The organism is Peribacillus sp. NPDC096622, from assembly GCF_044762665.1.
Classification (GTDB): domain Bacteria; phylum Bacillota; class Bacilli; order Bacillales; family DSM-1321; genus Peribacillus; species Peribacillus frigoritolerans_B.
Genome location: NZ_JBIWES010000002.1, coordinates 76,568 through 95,107, shown reverse-complemented (window position 1 = coordinate 95,107; position 18,540 = coordinate 76,568). Strand labels below are relative to the sequence as shown.

The following is an 18,540-nucleotide window of genomic DNA, read 5'->3' as shown; positions in this document are numbered from 1 at the left end:
GTTCCCCTATCTCACTAGTTATTTCATTTTAAATAGAATTAATAAATCTCCATATCCCGCTTTTTCCATTTCATTTCTAGGAATGAATCGAAGGGCTGAAGAGTTTATGCAATATCTCGTGCCTTTAGGACTTGGGCCATCAGGAAAAACATGTCCAAGGTGTGAATCGGCATCCCTGCTGCGCACCTCGGTCCGGGTCATTCGGTGGCTGAGATCCATTTTTTCATTGACACTTGCCGACATGATGGGCTTCGTGAAGCTTGGCCACCCACAACCGCTATCATACTTATCCCGCGAACTGAATAGAGGCTCCCCGGAAACGACATCCACATAAATGCCTTCTTCAAAATGGTCCCAATAGGCATTATCGAAAGACGGCTCCGTGCCATTTTCCTGGGTGACATGAAACTGGCTCTCCGTTAAGGTCTTTTTAAGGTGTGCATTATCCTTAGGCCAATTTTCTTTAATGAAAGCATCCCGTCCTGAGCCTTTACGATACAATGCATAGCGAAATTGATTTTTCCGATAGAATGCTTGATGATATTCCTCAGCATCGTAAAATTCCCCCGAGGGTAGAATACCCGTAACAATAGGTTTCTTAAACCGCCCGCTCATCATTAAATCTTCCTTCGATTGTTCTGCCTCCTGTTTCTGACGTTCATTAAGATAGAAAATGGCTGCATTGTATTGCTCTCCCCTATCCGAGAACTGTCCATCGTCATCCGTAGGATCGATTTGGCGCCAGAATATATCTAATAACGTTTTATAGGAAATGATTGATGGATCGAATACCACTTGAACCGCTTCAACATGATCAGTCGCACCGGTAATCACTTGTTTATAACTAGGAGCGGCAAATTTACCGCCTGTATAACCTGATGTCACTGAAATGATTCCATCCATTTCATCAAAGGGGGCAACCATGCACCAAAAGCAGCCTCCTGCAAAGATAGCTGTTTCTTTTCCATCCATCGTCATCCTAAAACTCCCCTTTCACGCCTGTCATTTTATGTATTATATACCAGCAGGCCAAACACCTTCAAATTCAAAAATTCTATCTTTGCGTAACAAATATAAAAAAGGCACTTAGGAGTAAACCCAAGTGCATTTTTGTGTTAGATCCGTTATTTAAAGTATCACACTTACAATGATCGCTGATAGGATGCTGACAAGAGTCGCACCGTATAGCAGCTTCAAGCCGAAACGGGCTACAACATTTCCCTGTTTTTCATGAAGTCCTTTGACTGCACCGGCAATGATTCCAATTGATGAGAAATTAGCGAATGAAACCAAGAAAACCGAAACGATCCCTATCGTCCTTTCGCTCAAGGCTGCTGATGCTTCCCCTAAGCTTAGCATGGCAACGAATTCATTGGTTACCAGTTTCGTCGCCATGATTCCGCCAGCAGTCACGGTTTCTGAAATCGGTATACCCATGATAAAGGCAAACGGTGCAAAGATATACCCCATGATGTCTTGGAAGCTGATGCCGAAGATCATGTCGAATACGCTGTTGATCCCTGCGATTAAAGCAACGAAACCAATTAACATCGCTGCTACAGTGATAGCAACCTTGAACCCATCCATGATATATTCTCCAAGCATTTCGAAGAAAGACTGCTTCTCTGCCCCTTCTTCAACAGGGAGAATATCCTCTTCATCCGTTACGGTATAAGGATTGATGATGGATGCGATGATAAATCCACCGAACATGTTAATAACGATTGCCGTCACAACGTACTTTGGTTCAATCATCGTCATATATGCACCGACAATCGACATCGATACAGTTGACATGGCTGATGCACAAAGCGTATACATGCGAGATGGCGGAATGGCGCCGAGTTGTTTTTTCAAGGTTATGAAAACCTCGGATTGGCCTACTATTGCTGATGCAACCGCATTGTAAGATTCCAATTTACCCATCCCATTCACCTTACTTAGAACGAATCCAATCCACTTCATGATGAACGGAAGGATCTTGAAGTGCTGTAAAATCCCGATTAATGCTGAGATGAAGACGATAGGAAGAAGGACATTTAAAAAGAAGGGCGATGCTCCTTCGTTTACAATCCCGCCAAATACGAAGGTGATCCCTTCATTTGCCCATTCTAAAAGTTTTCCGAAACCATCGGCAATCGAATTGATGATCACTAAGCCAAACTTCGTGTTTAATAATAAATAAGTTAAAACAAGCTGAATGACCACCATGAGGATGATCGGTTTAATTTTAACTTTCTTCCGGTCACTGCTGACTAAGATAGCTAGTCCAAAAACAATAAGCAGTCCTATAATTGCAATCAGAAATTTCATATATTCTGCCTCCACTAAGGGTGAATTTAATGTTCGTGCATTAATAGTAGGATACCCTCAAAAAATTTATGCAAACGTTTTCTCTTTCATCCAAAATACATGTACGTACCTCTCCAGAAGTCTATATTAAACTAATATTTTTTTAAGTGCAATTATTATTTCACTTTTTAAAATAACAATTAGTGACAATAATGGGTTTCGTGAATAAAAAAAGAAGGCTCCCCTTCTAAAGGAACCTTCTCCTTCCCAATATCGACTATTCAGGCAGCTTTTTTCTGGATATCACCGTTGTCGCTAATCCAGCGCCTCCAATTACAAAGATGATGATGGATGCGGCCAAGCCACCTGCACCTTGATAAAAGTCGATGAATTTCCCTGCAAAAGAGTCTATGCCTTGGAAACCGCCCCCGCTTGGCATTTCTCCTGGAGTCCCGGAACCATTAGGCCCCCCTTGTGGAGTTCCCTGCATATCATTAGTTGCCGTTTCCGAAGATGGATCATCTGTCACCGTACTGCCATTAGCCGATTCTGTAGTGCTGCGGTCGGCAGGCTGGCCCATCGCCGCCTGTCGATTCATGGGTTCATTTCCGCTGCCCTCCACATACATCATGATCCCGATGACTGCTTGGGCCATTAAGAGCACCGAAGCCGATATCCCAACCAAAAAGTGTAACCTACCAAGTCTTTTCATCAATGGTTTTCTCCTCCGAAAGTTAATGTAAGATGATTATCTAAAAAGACCCTTAATTTTTCCTTAAGCAGCAAGGAAGAATTAAGGGTCTTTTTCGTATTGGATGGTACTAATTTTTTCTTTGATTTCTCGGAAAAGTGATTTCAAAACGGGTCCGTTCATTCTGTTCACTTGTAACCTTGATGTTCCCTTGATGTGTGTTTACAATCCATTTGGCTATGGATAGACCTAAGCCGGAGCCTTCATTTGCCGAACGGGATTGCTCCACTTGATAAAAACGGTTAAAAATCAAGGGGAGTTCTTCCTGCGGAATGCCTTTTCCATTATCCTCTACAGTAAGAATGATGGATGAAGCATTCTTGATGCAGGATAGGGTAATCTCCCCGCCTTCCTCGGTAAATTTCATGGCATTATCGACCAAGATCACCAATAGCTGATGAATTCTCTCTTTATCCCCATGAAACACTACCTGTTCAGGGGCGTGGCTAATGATTGATTTCTCTTGAAACGAAGCTATATCCGTATACTGTTCCACAATATCGATTAGTAAGTCATCAAGGAAAAAGTTCGATTTCTTGACCTCCATTTGATTCGAATCCGTTCTGGTCAAGGTCAAAAGTCCGTTAACAAGCTTATTCAATCGCCGGACCTCTTTCGAAATGATGGATATATCAACGGCTTTTTCCTCGATGGTCGCGTTCGGTGATTGAAATAGCAAATCAGCCCGCGATTGAATGACAGCAAGCGGCGTTCGAATTTCATGCGAAGCATCCGAGACAAACTGCTGCTGCTGATCCCAGGATTTCTTGATTGGGATCAGGGCCCGTCCTGCCAGAAGATAGCCTGCACCCACCGCCACTAGACTTCCAATTCCTCCACCAACAAACAATATGAGCAGCAAGCGATCGAGCATTTCTTTTTCTGTATCCACATTCCTGATGAATTGTATGGTCATCTCTCCATACTCCGTATCGACCTTGGTGGAAAGGGCACGATACGTCGGCCCATTCACCGATATTTCTTCAATCTCATCAAATTTTTCAGGGTAAAATTGTTGTTCATTAACCTTGAAAAAATGGTCTACACTCAGTCTTGGCTCAATGATCGTATCATCCGGTCCCCAAACGATGACACTCGGTCCCGGTCCTAAGAGAAACTCACCTTGCGGACGTCCGCCTGGCATGCCGCCATTATTGAAATCCCTGTAATCCTGTTCAAGTGAATCATTGACATCCTTATAGATCTGGTCTTCCGTATAGAAATAAATCGTTCTGCTTAATATGGCTATTAAGACAATGAAGACGATCGAATTCAATAATGTTAGTTGAAGCCGTGTTTTTTGGAACATGATGATCCCCTTATGGTTGTTTTAGCATATAACCAATACCCCGAACGGTTTGAATATCTTTATGATAATTGAAAGGTTCCAATTTTTTCCTAAGATGATGGATGAACACTTCCACAATAGCAATCGTCGTATCTGAATCAAACCCCCAAATGCGGTCGAAAATCTGCTCACGGGTCAATATTTTCCCATTATTTTGAATTAGGTATTCCAGTAATTCAAACTGTTTCAAGGTCATTTTAATGACCTTTCCATCAACCAAAATATCCTTTTCTTTTTCCAATAGTTCAATATTACGGTATTTCACATGCTGCGCAAGCGATATAATTCCACTCCTTCGAAGCAGGGCACGAATCCTCGCCTTAAGTTCCGGTGCCTGGAACGGCTTGACCAAATAATCATCGCCACCCATTTCCAATCCCCTGACACGATCCTCAAGTCCATCTTTTGCCGTCAAAAACAAGACACTTGTATCTATTTTTGCTTCCCTGATTTTCCGTACGATTTCAAATCCATCGATTCCCGGAAGCATTACATCCAAAATGATGATATCGTATATACTTTGCTGAGCCATGAATAGCCCATCTTCCCCATTATCCGCTGTATCCACTTCATATTCATCCGTCAAAATCTGTCGGATCGATTCTAATAATGAAAGATTATCTTCTACCACCAAAACCTTCATGCAGGATACCTCCCAACCGCCTGAATTGTGATATATATGTTGATTTTATCCTTTTTCATATGCAAAAGAAAGCGGGCTTTTTAATCGCCTGCTTTCTTCAAATTGAATGTTCATTCGTGACGCAGTGCTTGGATTGGATTTAACCTGGATGCCTTATTGGCAGGAAATACGCCAAACATTATCCCGATTAAAATGGAGAATAAGAAGGCAAACAGTGTTACCGACCATGAATAACTAATCGTTAAACTTGAAAAAACTGAAATCAATTTTGCGATTCCCAAGCCAATTCCAACTCCCATCAATCCCCCGAAGCAGCTCAGGACCATCGCTTCAATTAAAAACTGAAGAAGAATCGATTTCCGATTTGCCCCAATTGCTTTTCTGATCCCGATTTCCTTCGTCCTCTCTGAGACGGAAACCAGCATGATATTCATGATCCCGATTCCGCCAACCAGTAACGAAATACTGGCAATCCCGCCAAGCATGAGTGTGAACGTATCCGACACGGAGCTCATTGTATCCATCAGATCTTCTTGATTGGACACCGAATAGTTATCACTCTGTTCCGGGAATGATGTGGTCATCGTCCCTTGTACCTGGTACATCGCCCTATCCATGATATTCTCGTTCTCCGCTTTTAAATAGACGGTTCCGATTATCGTACTGCCTGTAGCCCTTTCGGCAGTGGTGATCGGGGCAATGATTACATCATCCCCGCTCGATCCCATTGAAGTGCCTACCGATTTCAGCACACCGATCACGCGATAGGAAACACCGCCGATAAGCACGTTCTGGTCCACGGCTTTTTGATTTTCAAAAAGCGTGTTGGCTGTATCCGCCCCCAGGACAACGACCTTGGAGCGTAATTCCGTTTCCATATCCGTCAAAAACCGGCCTTGACTGAGCTCCAGATCCCTAACTGATAAGTAGGATGAAGTTGCACCGGTCATTGAAACCTGTGCCGTAGCTTCTCCATTTTTTGCATAAACGCGTCCGGTGACCACAGGCGCCACTTCCGATATCCCACTCAGCTCTTTAAACTGTTCAATTGTATCCTCCGTCAGCTCCACGGAGTCGGTATCCGTGACACTTACCGTTATCAAGTTCGTTCCCAGGCTATTGATCTCATCCTGAACGGACTGTGAGGAACCCTGCCCGATCGCAACCAGGACGATTACGGAGGCAACTCCAATTATGATCCCAAGCATGGTTAAAAATGCCCTGACTTTATTGGTTTTGATACTGCGTATAGCCATCTTCATGGATTCGCTCAGGTTCAATCCAATCACCTCCGTTTTCAAATAGCTGACCATCCTGTATCCGGACGACACGAGTCGCTTCTTTAGCCACTTCCAAGTCATGGGTGATAAGAATGATTGTTTGTCCCTTTCCGTTCAATTCTTTCAGCATACCCAGCACTTCTTTACTCGTTTTACTATCCAGCGCCCCCGTCGGCTCATCCGCCAATAAAACGGGAGGATTACCGGCAAGTGCCCTTGCAATCGCAACTCTTTGCTGCTGACCGCCCGACAGTTGGGTCGGCAGATGATTCTTCCGGTCACCAAGGCCCACCATATCAAGGCACGCATTGGCCACTTCTCTTCTTTCCTTCACGCTTGCCCCTCTATAAACCAGGGGAAGTTCGACATTCTCCAACGCTGTCAGTTTTGCTAACAGGTTGAAATTTTGAAAGATAAATCCTATTTTAATATTACGAATGGCAGCTAACTCATTATCCTTCATCTTTTCCACTTCTTTACCATCAAGAAGATATTCACCTATGTCAGGCTTGTCAAGGCAGCCAATCATATTCATGAACGTCGATTTCCCTGACCCAGAAGGACCGATGATCGAAATGAAATCGCCTTTATCGATTGTAAGACAGACATCTTGAAGGGCCTTAACCGTTTCACCGCCTAATTCATATGATTTAGACATGTTCTTGATTTTTATGATGGGTTTCGCCATTTTACTGACCTCCCTTGCCACTCGGCATTCTGCTACCGCTTGGCATCCCACCGCTTGGCATTCCGCTGCCGCCCTGAATTCTTATCTCGCCTCCTTGGCCTCCCCTCATTCCTTCGCCGCCGCTGCCAGTGGAGCTTTCATTGATGGTGATAGGCAAGGAAACAAACTGTCCCTCTTCAAGACCCGAAGTTATTTCAATATACCTATCGTTGCTGATTCCAGTCTCAACCACTGTCTTTGTCTTTGTACTGGCAGCTCCTTCAGTTGTACCGGATTGTTGTATATTCACATATTTCTCTTCACCGTCGATTTGGACTGCTTCAATCGGAACATATAAAGCATCTTTTACACTATTCGTCAAAATGCTCACCTCAGTCGACATCCCAATTTTCATATCGCCGGGTTTGTCAATTTTGATAGTGACATCGAACGAAGAAACTCCATTCTCATATGTACCTTCCTTTGCCACACTAGTCACTTCCCCCGTAAACGTTTCATCTTCAAAAGCACTGGCTTTAATTTCAACCGTTTGTCCTTTTTTAACACTTGGAACATCCAATTCATCAACACTGATCGTGGTTTTCAATTTTTTATAATCCGTAACATGTGCCAACACTTCACTGCTTGATACACGATCTCCTTCTTCAACATCCATTGTTGTAACGGTACCATCGAATGGGGCCGTTATCGGGTCACTTCCATCCGTGAAGGTAATAAGTTCATCACCTTTCTCAACCAATTCATTCTTCTCTACAAGGACTTCGTCCACTTCACCCGTTACGGAAGAAGTAATGTCCTCACTATTGATTGCGGCGACCGATCCGGAACCGCTTATTTGAACTTCAAGATCTCCCTTTTCAACTGTAGCCGTCACCGATTTCGCAATTACAGGCTCAGCATTGTCCTTCATGAAAAACCAAACGCATCCCCCAATCGCCAGCACTAAAACCGTACCTATCATTATCAACTTTTTCATCACTTTTCTCCTTTCAGATTCCCTTCGTTGAAACCAGTATCGTGAAAGAAGCTTAACTTTTCCTTAATGATCGTCGGTTTTGATTTCATAGTCGTTCGTTGATGTCTCCCTTTACTTTTGCTTTTCACCCATTTCCTTCTTTAAATAATTAACACTATGTCGAACGAAAAAAGTTTTATTTTAGGTTTTTAAATTTACAATATATTCTGAAAAATATATACTGATACTGTTATCAGAAAAATTGGTAATGAAAACCAAACCAATAGTAATGAAGGGGGAACCAACTTGGCATCAAACGATTCAATCGCTAAGGAAACCAAGGTAAGCGCTTCCGCGGACTACACCAAGATCGTCCAATCACAATCATTTCAAGAACTCCTAAGGAAAAAACGCAATTTCATCGTCCCACTATCCATCTTTTTTATGATCTTTTATTTCACCTTACCCATACTAACTTCCTATTCTAAAGTTCTTAACTCCTATGCTTTCGGGACAATCAGTTGGGCCTGGGTTTTTGCCTTCGCTCAATTTATCATGACCTGGACCTTATGTATCCTCTATTCCAGAAAAGCTGCGACATTTGACCAATTAGTAGAAAAAATCGTTAAAGAAGCGAAAGGATAAAGGTGAATATACCATGAATATACTTGCTTTTATATTATTTCTAATGATTGTCGGGTTAACATTGGTCATTACTTATTTTGCTTCACGGCGCACCAAAACGACCGCGGACTTTTATACGGCAGACAGCAGCCTTACTGGATGGCAGAATGGCTGGGCCATTGCGGGAGATTATATGTCCGCCGCCTCATTTTTGGGAATAGCCGGCATGGTCGCACTCTCTGGATTTGATGGTTTTTTCTATAGCATAGGTTTCCTGGTTGCGTATCTGGTCGTTCTTTATATCGTGGCCGAACCGCTTCGTAACCTTGGCAAGTATACATTGGCGGACATGATCGCTGCCCGTTTCAATGAAAAGAAAGTACGCGGGGTTGCTGCCCTTAACACCATTTCGATTTCAACCTTTTATATGATCGCCCAATTAGTCGGTGCAGGTGCCCTTATAAAACTCTTACTTGGAATTGATTATTTATACTCCGTCATCATTGTAGGTATTTTAATGACCGTATACGTCGTATTTGGCGGTATGACGGCCACAAGTTGGGTCCAAATCGTTAAAGCTGTTTTATTGATGGCAGGTACATTCATCATCTCCATCATCGTGTTGGCGAAATTCGACCTTAGCGTGATCGAGATGTTCAGGCAGATGAAAACAGCCACTCCTTTGGGCGGGGATTTCCTTAACCCCGGAAACAAATTCAAGGATCCTTTGGATACTTTATCCCTTAATTTAGCGCTTGTACTCGGGACGGCTGGACTACCTCACATTCTCATCCGTTTCTTTACGGTGAAAGACGCCATCACAGCCAGAAAGTCAGTGGTATATGCCACTTGGATCATTGGCATCTTTTATATAATGACCATTTTCCTCGGCTTTGGGGCGGCAGCCTTTGTTGGATACGACAAAATCATTACCGCTAATGCGGCCGGCAATATGGCTGCTCCGCTGCTTGCCGAAGCCATTGGGGGTGACTTCCTGTTCGCCTTTGTCTCTGCAGTTGCTTTCGCTACCATTTTAGCGGTTGTGGCAGGTCTCGTCCTATCGGCAGCATCTGCTTTTGCCCATGATTTCTATGGCCACATCATCCGGAAAGGTCAAGCCACCGACAAGGAACAAGTCGTTGCTGCTCGTTGGGCATCCATCGGAGTATCCGTCCTCTCCATCATCCTTGCCTTATTTGCCCAAAACATGAATGTCGCCTTCCTTGTTTCACTTGCCTTTGCCGTCGCTGCCAGTGCCAATCTGCCCATCATTGTCTTCACCGTATTCTGGAAACGTTTTAACACGGCTGGGGCTGTCACGGGCATGTTAGTTGGACTGGTCAGTTCTTTATTGCTCGTATTCCTAAGTCCCAATGTCTGGTCACCGGTGGAGGGAGCGGCAATATTCGTTGGGGAGCCATTATTCCCACTAGCCAACCCAGGCATCATCTCCATCCCGGTTGGATTTATCGCAGCCATCGTTGGGACACTTCTGTCAAGCAAGAAAGCTGATGCCAAAAAATTCGACGAAATTTTGGTTACTGCCAACACTGGGATGAAAGATCCTATATAGGCTGAATTCATTATTATTTTAAAATATTAAAAAGAGAAAGGAGATCAGGTTTCGGCCTGCTCTCCTTTCTCTTTATTCGGAACATATTCATCAGGAAGATTCCCGCTAACTTCTCAATCTTAACTTCCTTCTATTGTACTTAGTTACTAACTGGTTCATGACTTCTGCAAAGATCAGCCCCATCGCAATGGCACCAGCCAGCATGAAGACCTTGGCTGCCAGCTGAACGGCGACATAAAAATCATTTCCGACAAAATGCTTCATCGCATCATACGATAAACCTCCAGGCACGAGGGGAATGATTCCCGATACATTGAAAATCGTGATCGGCGTTTTATACCTTTTAGCAAAATACTGGCTGATGACCGCAACGATAAATGCAGCCGCTAATGTTGCAATGATGCTGTTTATCTCATTTTCAACCAGAGCAAAGTATAAGATCCACCCCAACATCCCTACGAAACCACATTGAAACAATGAATTTTTTGGTACATTGAAGATGAGTCCAAAGGCGGCTGAGGCAATGAAACTTGTAATAAGCTGTGCAATCATCATTCTTCCTCCCCTAAAATCATAAGAAAACAAACGCGGCCGATATTCCTGCCCCAATGGCTAGAGCAGTCAACCCTGCATCCGCACCCTTGGATAAACCCGAAACCAAATGCCCTGCAATTAAATCCCTGGCTGCATTCGTAATTAACAGCCCTGGCACAAGCGGCATCACCGCTCCGATGATTATCGTGTCCAAATTACTCCCAACTCCAATCTGGACAAAGAACATAGCTACCAATCCTACGACTAAAGAGGCGATGAATTCAGCAAAAAAACGAACTTCCAGTAACCAGTGCAAATAAAGCAGGCATGAGAATCCCATTGCTCCAGCTATACAGGACCAGAGGAAATCACTCCACTGTCCTTGGAACATGATTAAAAAGCAGCCGCTCGCTATGAATGCAGCAAAGACCTGTACCCACATGGGATACCCCATCCCGGCCTTTTCGATTTGTTTTAACCGTAAATATGCTTCCTCCGGTGTCATTTCCTTGCTGGAAATCCTTCGGGATATACTGTTAACCAGTGTTACCTTATGTAAATCTGTAGATCGTTGGGAAACTCGGATCAATTTTGAAGCTGGGTGCATGCCATCCAGCGAAAAAATAATTCCAGTAGGGGTCGAAAAACTGTGTGATTCACCGCACCCAAACGCTGCAGCGATTCTAACCATCGTATCTTCCACCCTTGATGTTTCCGCTCCGTTCTGAAGCATGATTTTCCCCGCAAGTAAACATACATCTATAATTTCATTGTATGGTAAACGATCATCCATTTTATCCTCTCCATTACTTCCTGCATGAGTTTCTCTCAATCACAGATAAACGATCACACCAATTTAAATCCACCTCATAATAGCCCAATTCCTGTGAAAAGGATATAAAAATATTACCTATTTAATTTAACATTTCCATTAACCTTCACTACTATCTCCTTAATACCATTATTCCCCTTATTTCCTGCCGAAACCATTTAGTTATCAGAAAAAATACATTCATGACCATAATTAAAAGGAACGTGGGCAGGAACCTGCATCCCCTTTTTCCTATCTGTACGACTATAATCCCTTTTGAATGAAGCAATCCACGGTTTCATTAAACAAATCGCTTTCTTCCATGAACGGACAATGGCAACTATCTTCAAAGATTACTAGTTCTGAATTCGGAATGTTTTTATGCAAATGCTCCCCTGCTGCTACAGGAATGACTTTTTCATGCCTTCCAAAACAGAGAAGTGTGGGAACATTGATTGCTGGCAAGAAGTCACGATAGTCCACAATCGATTGGTCAAATAGAATGCTGCTAGCAATGGATTCCGGCATTTTGGTCACTTCCCCAAGCATCCAGCTTGCATCCTCTGCAGATAATTCATTGTTGAACATGGAAGCAAGGAATCCTTGCAAAAATGGGGAACGATTCGTTTGAATTTCGGTCATGAAGGCAATCAACGTGTTCATATCAAATGCACCGATATTAAAATCGGGCCACTTGAAATCAGAGGCCAATTCATCGACGATCACAGTTGAATGAATATTTCCCTCACCGAATTGCTTAAGATAATCCCAAACGACAAATGCCCCCATCGACCAGCCTACAAGTATGACATCCTTTAATCCCAGTTCACCTATGAACGCATGAAGATCTTTTGCATAAAAGGAGACCGTATTTCCGTAATGAACATGATTTGACTGGCCATGACTTCTTAAATCAAGTAAGATCGTTCTATATTTTTCTGAAAAGTACGGCAGCTGCCTTTTAAAGAACCGGCTGCTCATCCACACACCATGGATAAAAATAATCGGTCTCCCCTGGCCCTTTTCTTCATAAAACAATCGAACGCCTTCTTCCACCTCAACAAATGCCATCCTACCCCTCCTTCTCGATATTTCGCCATCCATTCTCCATTATTATTTATTGCATTTCTTCTTTTAACATTCCTTCCTATAAAAAAATATTGTCAAACCTGATTTTAGAGTTGATAATGAAGTATATTTTTATTGATATCTTCATCCTGAAAGGACGGAATTTAAATGAAGAGCTTTATCAAAAACTATCGATCCTCTTTAATACTGCTCACTGCGATTATTATCGGTGGGATAGCGGGCGTGGTTTTCGGGGAGAAAACCTCGGTCATACAGCCGCTAGGGGACTTATTCTTAAATCTGATGTTCACGATCATCGTCCCATTGGTATTTTTCAGCATTGCTTCAGCGATTGCCAATATGAGCGGAATGAAGCGACTCGGAAAAATCATGGGAAGCATCGTTCTCGTTTTCCTGACAACAGCCGCTTTAGCTGCCGTCATTGGATTTATTGGGACAACCATCGTCAATCCTTTGGAAGGCACAGATACGACAGCCATTAAAGAACTGATGGAAAACAGTTCCCCTGAAGAGACCATCGAAGAAGTTTCTTTCTTCAGTCAACTGGTCAACACTGTAACCGTTTCCGATTTCCCAGAACTGTTCTCCAGAAGCAATATGCTTCAGCTAATCGTTTTCTCAGTATTAATCGGACTTTCCACTGCACTGGTCGGTGAGAAAGCAAGACCGATTACCGAGTTTTTGACAGCGGGTACAGCTGTCATGATGAAGGTCGTCAAAATCGTCATGTACTATGCTCCAATAGGACTTGGTGCTTATTTTGCAGCGATTATCGGGCAGCTTGGACCGCAGATTTTAGAAGGCTATGCCCGCACTTTCATTCTATATCTAGTCTTGGCCTTGATTTATTATTTCGGCTTCTTCACTTTGTATGCCTTCATCGCAGGCGGGAAAGATGGAGTTAAACTTTTTTGGAAAAATGCCCTGACACCATCCATTACAGCCATCGCAACTTGTTCAAGTGCCGCGTCCATTCCAGTCAATCTGGAATCAGTCAAGAAAATGGGCGTGCCTAAGGATATAGCGGAGACTGTCATCCCACTCGGAGCCAACACTCATAAAGATGGTTCGGTATTCGGCGGTGTATTGAAAATCGTTTTCCTATTCAGCTTATTTGGAAAGGATATGACAAGCATTTCAAGCATTTTAAGTATACTTGCTGTTGCCTTTTTGGTTGGAGCCGTTATGGGTGCCATTCCTGGGGGCGGCATGATTGGGGAAATGTTGATTCTTAGCGTATTCGGCTTCCCTGTTGAAGTCCTGCCTATCATTGCCGTTATATCCACGATCATCGATGCTCCCGCTACATTGCTTAACTCAACAGGAAACACGGTTTGTGCCATGCTTGTCACAAGGCTTGTTGAGGGGAAAAACTGGTTAAAACAAGCATTCATTAAAGAAAAATCAGCCGTATGATTCTTATAACTGACTGGCTCCTGGTTAAAACAGGAGCCAGTTTTTTCATTTCCACGACTTTCTTTCAAACAGTTCTTTAATTGACAAGGGGTTCCTTCCCCTTACATAGAATTAAAGATTGAAGGAGGGAATGGAATGTTAATGAAATGCATATGTTTAGCTAACTAGAAGAGCAATAATTTTATAGTTTCCACTAAATCTTTAGATTTCATAAAGTCCACTCCTTTTTAAAATAAGTTCTGCTTTATGAGTATTTTTCCTTTTCTTCCTCTTTTTATTATTTTTATAAACTTATAATATAACAAATTATCCCACTTATTACACGTGTGTTTACTCTTTGAAGTTTACAATTCTTCAATGCAAAACCCAATTTTTCTGTTTAACCGCGAACAGGAAAATAAAGAACTAACGAAGGAAATTCATTTCATTTACTTGGAAAGCAAGGGACGGTATGGGGCTCCAAAGATTCATGAAAGCTTATTAACCAAAGGTTTTCCCCCAAGTCTAAGCGTGTTCAACGTTTAATGAGCAAGGCTAGAATTCTTTCCATTACTAAGCTAAATTTATTTTTAGTATAATTTTCAGGGGTAAATGGAAATTTCCGGGAAATCACCACTGTATTTTCCATAATGAACCTGAACAGGGGGTAAAACCACAAGTTTTGAAAAGCAGGATTAGACTGGTCTATAGCTTTGAGGCTATTTTATAGACAGGAAATATATATTAGTTTTTTATGGTTTATGATGTAGGTTTTTAAATTGTTATAATTATACTTCTTTAATGGGGGAAGATTTGATTTTTGTAGAATATTTCTTATTTAATTCTTACGGACTTTCGTTGGTCGTCGTTTTAAGACAGAAATTCAAAGTTCAAACCTATAGAGAAAGAACGAACCTTGTGGTATTAAAGAGTTCGTTCTTTTTTTCTACATATATTCTAAGATGAGAACCTATATCTTACGTTTAGTTAGGATAACATGTCCTATAGTAGCTAGAATGATACCTATCACAATATTTTGTATAGATAAGCTAGTTATTTTGGAAGATACTTTCATATCAAAGGAGAAAGACATGACATTATATACTGGGAATAGATTACTTTCCATTGTCCAATACTTCATTGCTATATATCCTACTATCAATAGTAAAGGGAAAATGATATTTCTAGACAACACCATGAGAGTGAAACCTAAGTAACTATATAATATAGTTTGGGGTATATATATAATGGATATATCCATTATAGAAATATCTGGATACTTTAATGTAATAGTAACGAGAAGTATAAAGAACCCTATTAGAAAGAAAATAAAAAAGCTTGTTACTCTTATGATTCCGTGAAAGAACGATGATAGTGGATAGCTAAAGAGCACCTCAGATGCTCGATCTTCATAATAATCGAAGAATAAATACATAGACCACCATGCTGCAAAAGGACAAATAACAAATTCAATTAAATTTGACGTATGTCTAATCACATCTACACTTGAAGAGAAACTAACATAGATAATTCCCAATAAGATAACAAGTAAGGGTGCATAATAAGATACACCCATAGATTTAATTTCAAATTGCAAATCTAACTTTTTAGCAGAGTTCACTGTTATTCCCCTCTCCTAGTGAGATACAAGTAAGCATCTTCAATAGTAGGGGAAACTTCCGTTTGTTCCTCCTGTTCTTCTATAAAGTAGCGTACAAGGCACTTATCCTCTTGTTGCTTAAGAGAAATTACTTGATTCTGAATAGAATCTGCCTCTTCCAAAGTTAGAAGCTCTTCCTTAATTTTCCCTTTAACTGTTGCCTTTAAGTCTTCTTTTTTTCCTGTAAAGATGATTTCTCCCTGTTTTAAGATTCCGATATAGTCACATGTCATTTCTACATCTTCAACTATATGAGTAGAGATTAATATAGTTCGATTTCTCCCTAATTTTCTTAATAAATTTCGAAAACGTACACGTTCTTCGATGTCTAGTCCTACAGTAGGCTCATCAACAATTAATAGGCGAGGGTTTCCGAGTAAAGCTTGAGCAATTCCGACACGTCTAAGCATTCCTCCGGAGAGTTGCTTAATTTTCTTTTTCTTATGCTCTTGTAGATTCACTTCCTGAAGGAGTGAATCAATCTCTTTTTTTGCTTTCGATTTTTCGATACCCTTTAGGACAGCTAAGTGGAGTAAACACTCCACTACTGTTACATTTTTATATAAAGAGAAATGTTGAGGTAAATAACCGATATAAGAACGAACTACATTTTGATCATTCCACGAAAGATCGTCATTCATTTTAATTTCTCCACTATCAGCTGGCACTAAAGTTGTTAAAATTCTCATCAATGTAGTTTTGCCGGCACCATTTGGTCCTAATAGTCCGAAAGAACCTTGGATATCAAATGTTAGGTTTTTCAGAATCTGTTTATTTTGATAAGATTTATTGACTTCTTTTAAGCAAATGCGTTCCATAATGTTCTCCTCATTTTGAATTTTCTTCTTCTAGAACGTCATATAATTTATTCCATTTTTGAGAAGTTGAATGTTGAATTAAAGAATACCATTCTTTATATACTGAGCTTTCAGGATTTAATGAATCCTTGTTTTTTAGCCATACGTTGACTTGCTCTTTAACTTTTTGTTTAGTTTGATTTTCTACTATTGCATTACTAATATGATCTAAATAAGACTCTACGCCCTCATTAGGAAGTTGAAGGGTATTATTTAGAGATCTCCCATATACATTTGAGAATAAAATATTAAATTCAAAATCTTCTTTATGAGATGATACTTTAGTTTTTGCTAATACTAACTGAGGAGTAAAGTCTCCTAGATGATTAACTGTAAAGAATGGATCAAAAGGATATTCTATATGACTGAATCCCCAAATTAAATAGTCATTATTCCACCAAGTTCCTTCTCCCAGCATACCATCACTTATGTTTTGATTTGGAACAAAATAAATGGTGCGAGGAACAGTGAGATGATTATCCTTTAATGTAGTTTTCATCACCTTTGTAACATCGTTTAGATAGTTGTAAATGCTATCTGTATGCTTAAATTGTGATTCCCAAGTATTAGGGAAGATATATGTCACATTATTATCAACCTTAGATGATAATTGCCCAGATAATAAAGAGATACCATCGGTGGAAGTTCCTTCCCAAGTTCCTTCCTCTGTTTTTGTTAAATTTGTATATAATTCTTTTGCACCGTTTACCTTAAGATGATACTCTTTCTGATCGTTAGGTTGATGAGGTACTCGGTGTATGAAATGATATTTCGTTACAATCTCAAAGGCTGGAAGGGAATTTTCGCTTGGTAGCCAAGGCATATAATTTGGTAGATAAACAGCTTGAGAATTTCCAAAGTAGAGATTAGATTGTAATCCTTCATAGTTAAATTCTAGTATTCTATTGTCATTAGGTTTCCAAGTATTGTCTTCAAAATATAAAGTGACCGAGTCATTTTTTTGTTTAAATTTAACCTCTTTCCCATCCATCTTTACTTGATGAATATGTAACTCATGGAATAAGCCAAGTTTAATTTGTTTAATATCTTTTGTAGCTGTGCTAATTGCTTGTATTTTAACTGAAACATTGAGATTAGCTTTAGTACTTAACTCAATATCGTATTTTTTAAAACTAATAGGATTCCCAAATGAATCATTTACTGATATCTTATGTTCTCTATAATATCGATTTGTTGCATCGTCATCATCGGAAAGAACCTGAAGTGGCTGTAGTACATACGCAACGGAACCTACTAAGATAACTAGCATAGGTATTATAGAATATTTCAATTGTGATTTAGATATTATCATTCTCTTCTTCCATGTGAATAAGAATAGAATGGTTAACAATGAAATGATTAACAGCTTCTTATCCCAATGAATGGTATCTAATGAGAAACCGTATAAACTGTTATAAGCTCTGGTCATGTTAGGTTCTCCCAAGTTTAGAATTTTATCAATTCTAAATTGGGAAGGTATTTTTCCTTCTGTACGAAACACGACGTAATTCATAGGTATAGTGAAGACGTAGATAACAAGTGCTATTAAATAAACGAACTTTCCTCTTATCCAAAGAGATAATAAATTTCCTAACAAGAACATTATGAAAGAGGACAATCCCCAATATAACCAAATATATTTTAATACCGATAAGAAATACGTTTTATTGTTAAAATCTTTTGTGAAAAATAAGTACAGATAAACAGCAAATAACAATACAGTAATTAACACTACTGAACTAAGAATGAGTAACCATTTTGCAAGTGTCTTATATAAGACTGCATTCTTTATAATGCTAAAAGTTTCATAAATTTCTTCTTTTTCATCAATTTTAGCTAAATATATACCAATAAATAAATAGCAAACCATGAGAGCTAAAACGAGAGGATTAGCACTTAATATGTAAGGATCATTTAATGAGCTATAAACGAAAAATGTAAATGATCCGTAAATAAGAATACCTATGAATAATATAGGAACAACCCATGTACGGGCTAATATTCTAAGATAAAATGTATAACAATTTATTAGTTTCAATG

At 40.4% G+C, this 18,540-nt stretch carries 17 protein-coding genes and 1 pseudogene; 4 read left to right on the top strand and 14 right to left on the bottom strand.

Annotated elements, in window-relative coordinates:
* Positions 1 to 18: 18 nt before the first annotated feature.
* From msrB to ACIQYG_RS03805, 9 genes are all read right to left on the bottom strand, one after another.
* Complete coding sequence (gene msrB, locus ACIQYG_RS03845; protein ID WP_402835558.1) at positions 19 to 978, bottom strand: peptide-methionine (R)-S-oxide reductase MsrB; 960 nt, start codon at positions 976 to 978, stop codon at positions 19 to 21.
* Positions 979 to 1,128: 150 nt separating this feature from the next.
* Positions 1,129 to 2,313: a NupC/NupG family nucleoside CNT transporter gene (locus ACIQYG_RS03840; RefSeq protein WP_402835557.1), complete on the bottom strand. Its 1,185-nt coding sequence runs from the start codon at positions 2,311 to 2,313 to the stop codon at positions 1,129 to 1,131.
* A 256-nt stretch (positions 2,314 to 2,569) separates the two neighbouring features.
* Complete coding sequence (locus ACIQYG_RS03835) at positions 2,570 to 3,004, bottom strand: hypothetical protein (protein ID WP_402835556.1); 435 nt, start codon at positions 3,002 to 3,004, stop codon at positions 2,570 to 2,572.
* Positions 3,005 to 3,113: 109 nt separating this feature from the next.
* Positions 3,114 to 4,352: a sensor histidine kinase gene (locus ACIQYG_RS03830; protein ID WP_402835555.1), complete on the bottom strand. Its 1,239-nt coding sequence runs from the start codon at positions 4,350 to 4,352 to the stop codon at positions 3,114 to 3,116.
* A 10-nt stretch (positions 4,353 to 4,362) separates the two neighbouring features.
* The gene (locus tag ACIQYG_RS03825; protein ID WP_402835554.1) at positions 4,363 to 5,034 is read right to left on the bottom strand and encodes a response regulator transcription factor; all 672 of its coding nucleotides are present in this window, start codon (positions 5,032 to 5,034) and stop codon (positions 4,363 to 4,365) included.
* 110 nt (positions 5,035 to 5,144) lie between these two features.
* The gene (locus ACIQYG_RS03820; RefSeq protein ID WP_402835553.1) at positions 5,145 to 6,335 is read right to left on the bottom strand and encodes an ABC transporter permease; all 1,191 of its coding nucleotides are present in this window, start codon (positions 6,333 to 6,335) and stop codon (positions 5,145 to 5,147) included.
* Positions 6,262 to 7,002 carry an ABC transporter ATP-binding protein gene (locus ACIQYG_RS03815; RefSeq protein ID WP_402835552.1) on the bottom strand — a complete coding sequence of 247 codons (741 nt, stop codon included), beginning with the start codon at positions 7,000 to 7,002 and terminating at the stop codon, positions 6,262 to 6,264. The genes ACIQYG_RS03820 and ACIQYG_RS03815 overlap by 74 nt, the downstream gene beginning before the upstream one ends.
* Position 7,003: 1 nt before the next feature.
* Positions 7,004 to 7,978, bottom strand: coding sequence for an efflux RND transporter periplasmic adaptor subunit (locus ACIQYG_RS03810; protein WP_402835551.1), 975 nt, complete (start codon positions 7,976 to 7,978; stop codon positions 7,004 to 7,006).
* On the bottom strand, positions 7,978 to 8,106 hold the full coding sequence (locus tag ACIQYG_RS03805) for a hypothetical protein (RefSeq protein WP_402835550.1): 129 nt from the start codon (positions 8,104 to 8,106) through the stop codon (positions 7,978 to 7,980). The genes ACIQYG_RS03810 and ACIQYG_RS03805 overlap by 1 nt, the downstream gene beginning before the upstream one ends.
* A 157-nt stretch (positions 8,107 to 8,263) precedes the next feature.
* Here ACIQYG_RS03805 and ACIQYG_RS03800 point away from each other — a divergent pair, with 157 nt between their 5' ends.
* Complete coding sequence (locus tag ACIQYG_RS03800) at positions 8,264 to 8,602, top strand: DUF485 domain-containing protein (RefSeq protein WP_402835548.1); 339 nt, start codon at positions 8,264 to 8,266, stop codon at positions 8,600 to 8,602.
* 13 nt (positions 8,603 to 8,615) lie between these two features.
* Positions 8,616 to 10,154 carry a solute symporter family protein gene (locus tag ACIQYG_RS03795; protein ID WP_402835547.1) on the top strand — a complete coding sequence of 513 codons (1,539 nt, stop codon included), beginning with the start codon at positions 8,616 to 8,618 and terminating at the stop codon, positions 10,152 to 10,154.
* Between the two features lie 105 nt (positions 10,155 to 10,259).
* Here ACIQYG_RS03795 and ACIQYG_RS03790 read toward each other — a convergent pair whose 3' ends face one another.
* From ACIQYG_RS03790 to ACIQYG_RS03780, 3 genes are all read right to left on the bottom strand, one after another.
* A complete protein-coding gene (locus ACIQYG_RS03790; protein WP_402835546.1) occupies positions 10,260 to 10,709 on the bottom strand; it encodes a threonine/serine exporter family protein in 450 nt (149 codons plus the stop codon).
* A 16-nt stretch (positions 10,710 to 10,725) separates the two neighbouring features.
* Positions 10,726 to 11,481, bottom strand: a complete 756-nt coding sequence (locus tag ACIQYG_RS03785) for a threonine/serine exporter family protein (protein ID WP_402835545.1) — start codon at positions 11,479 to 11,481, stop codon at positions 10,726 to 10,728.
* Between the two features lie 282 nt (positions 11,482 to 11,763).
* Positions 11,764 to 12,570: an alpha/beta fold hydrolase gene (locus tag ACIQYG_RS03780; protein WP_402835544.1), complete on the bottom strand. Its 807-nt coding sequence runs from the start codon at positions 12,568 to 12,570 to the stop codon at positions 11,764 to 11,766.
* Positions 12,571 to 12,735: 165 nt separating this feature from the next.
* Between ACIQYG_RS03780 and ACIQYG_RS03775 the strand changes: the two genes are divergently transcribed.
* Together ACIQYG_RS03775 and ACIQYG_RS03770 are read left to right on the top strand one after the other, a co-directional pair.
* Complete coding sequence (locus tag ACIQYG_RS03775; protein WP_402835543.1) at positions 12,736 to 14,004, top strand: dicarboxylate/amino acid:cation symporter; 1,269 nt, start codon at positions 12,736 to 12,738, stop codon at positions 14,002 to 14,004.
* A 384-nt stretch (positions 14,005 to 14,388) separates the two neighbouring features.
* Positions 14,389 to 14,555, top strand: a pseudogene (locus ACIQYG_RS03770) (IS3 family transposase); the annotation flags it as partial.
* 1,051 nt (positions 14,556 to 15,606) lie between these two features.
* Here ACIQYG_RS03770 and ACIQYG_RS03765 read toward each other — a convergent pair.
* Positions 15,607 to 16,461 carry an ABC transporter ATP-binding protein gene (locus ACIQYG_RS03765; protein ID WP_318565062.1) on the bottom strand — a complete coding sequence of 285 codons (855 nt, stop codon included), beginning with the start codon at positions 16,459 to 16,461 and terminating at the stop codon, positions 15,607 to 15,609.
* A gap of 10 nt (positions 16,462 to 16,471) precedes the next feature.
* A complete protein-coding gene (locus tag ACIQYG_RS03760) occupies positions 16,472 to 18,538 on the bottom strand; it encodes an MFS transporter (protein ID WP_402835542.1) in 2,067 nt (688 codons plus the stop codon).
* Positions 18,539 to 18,540: the final 2 nt, after the last annotated feature.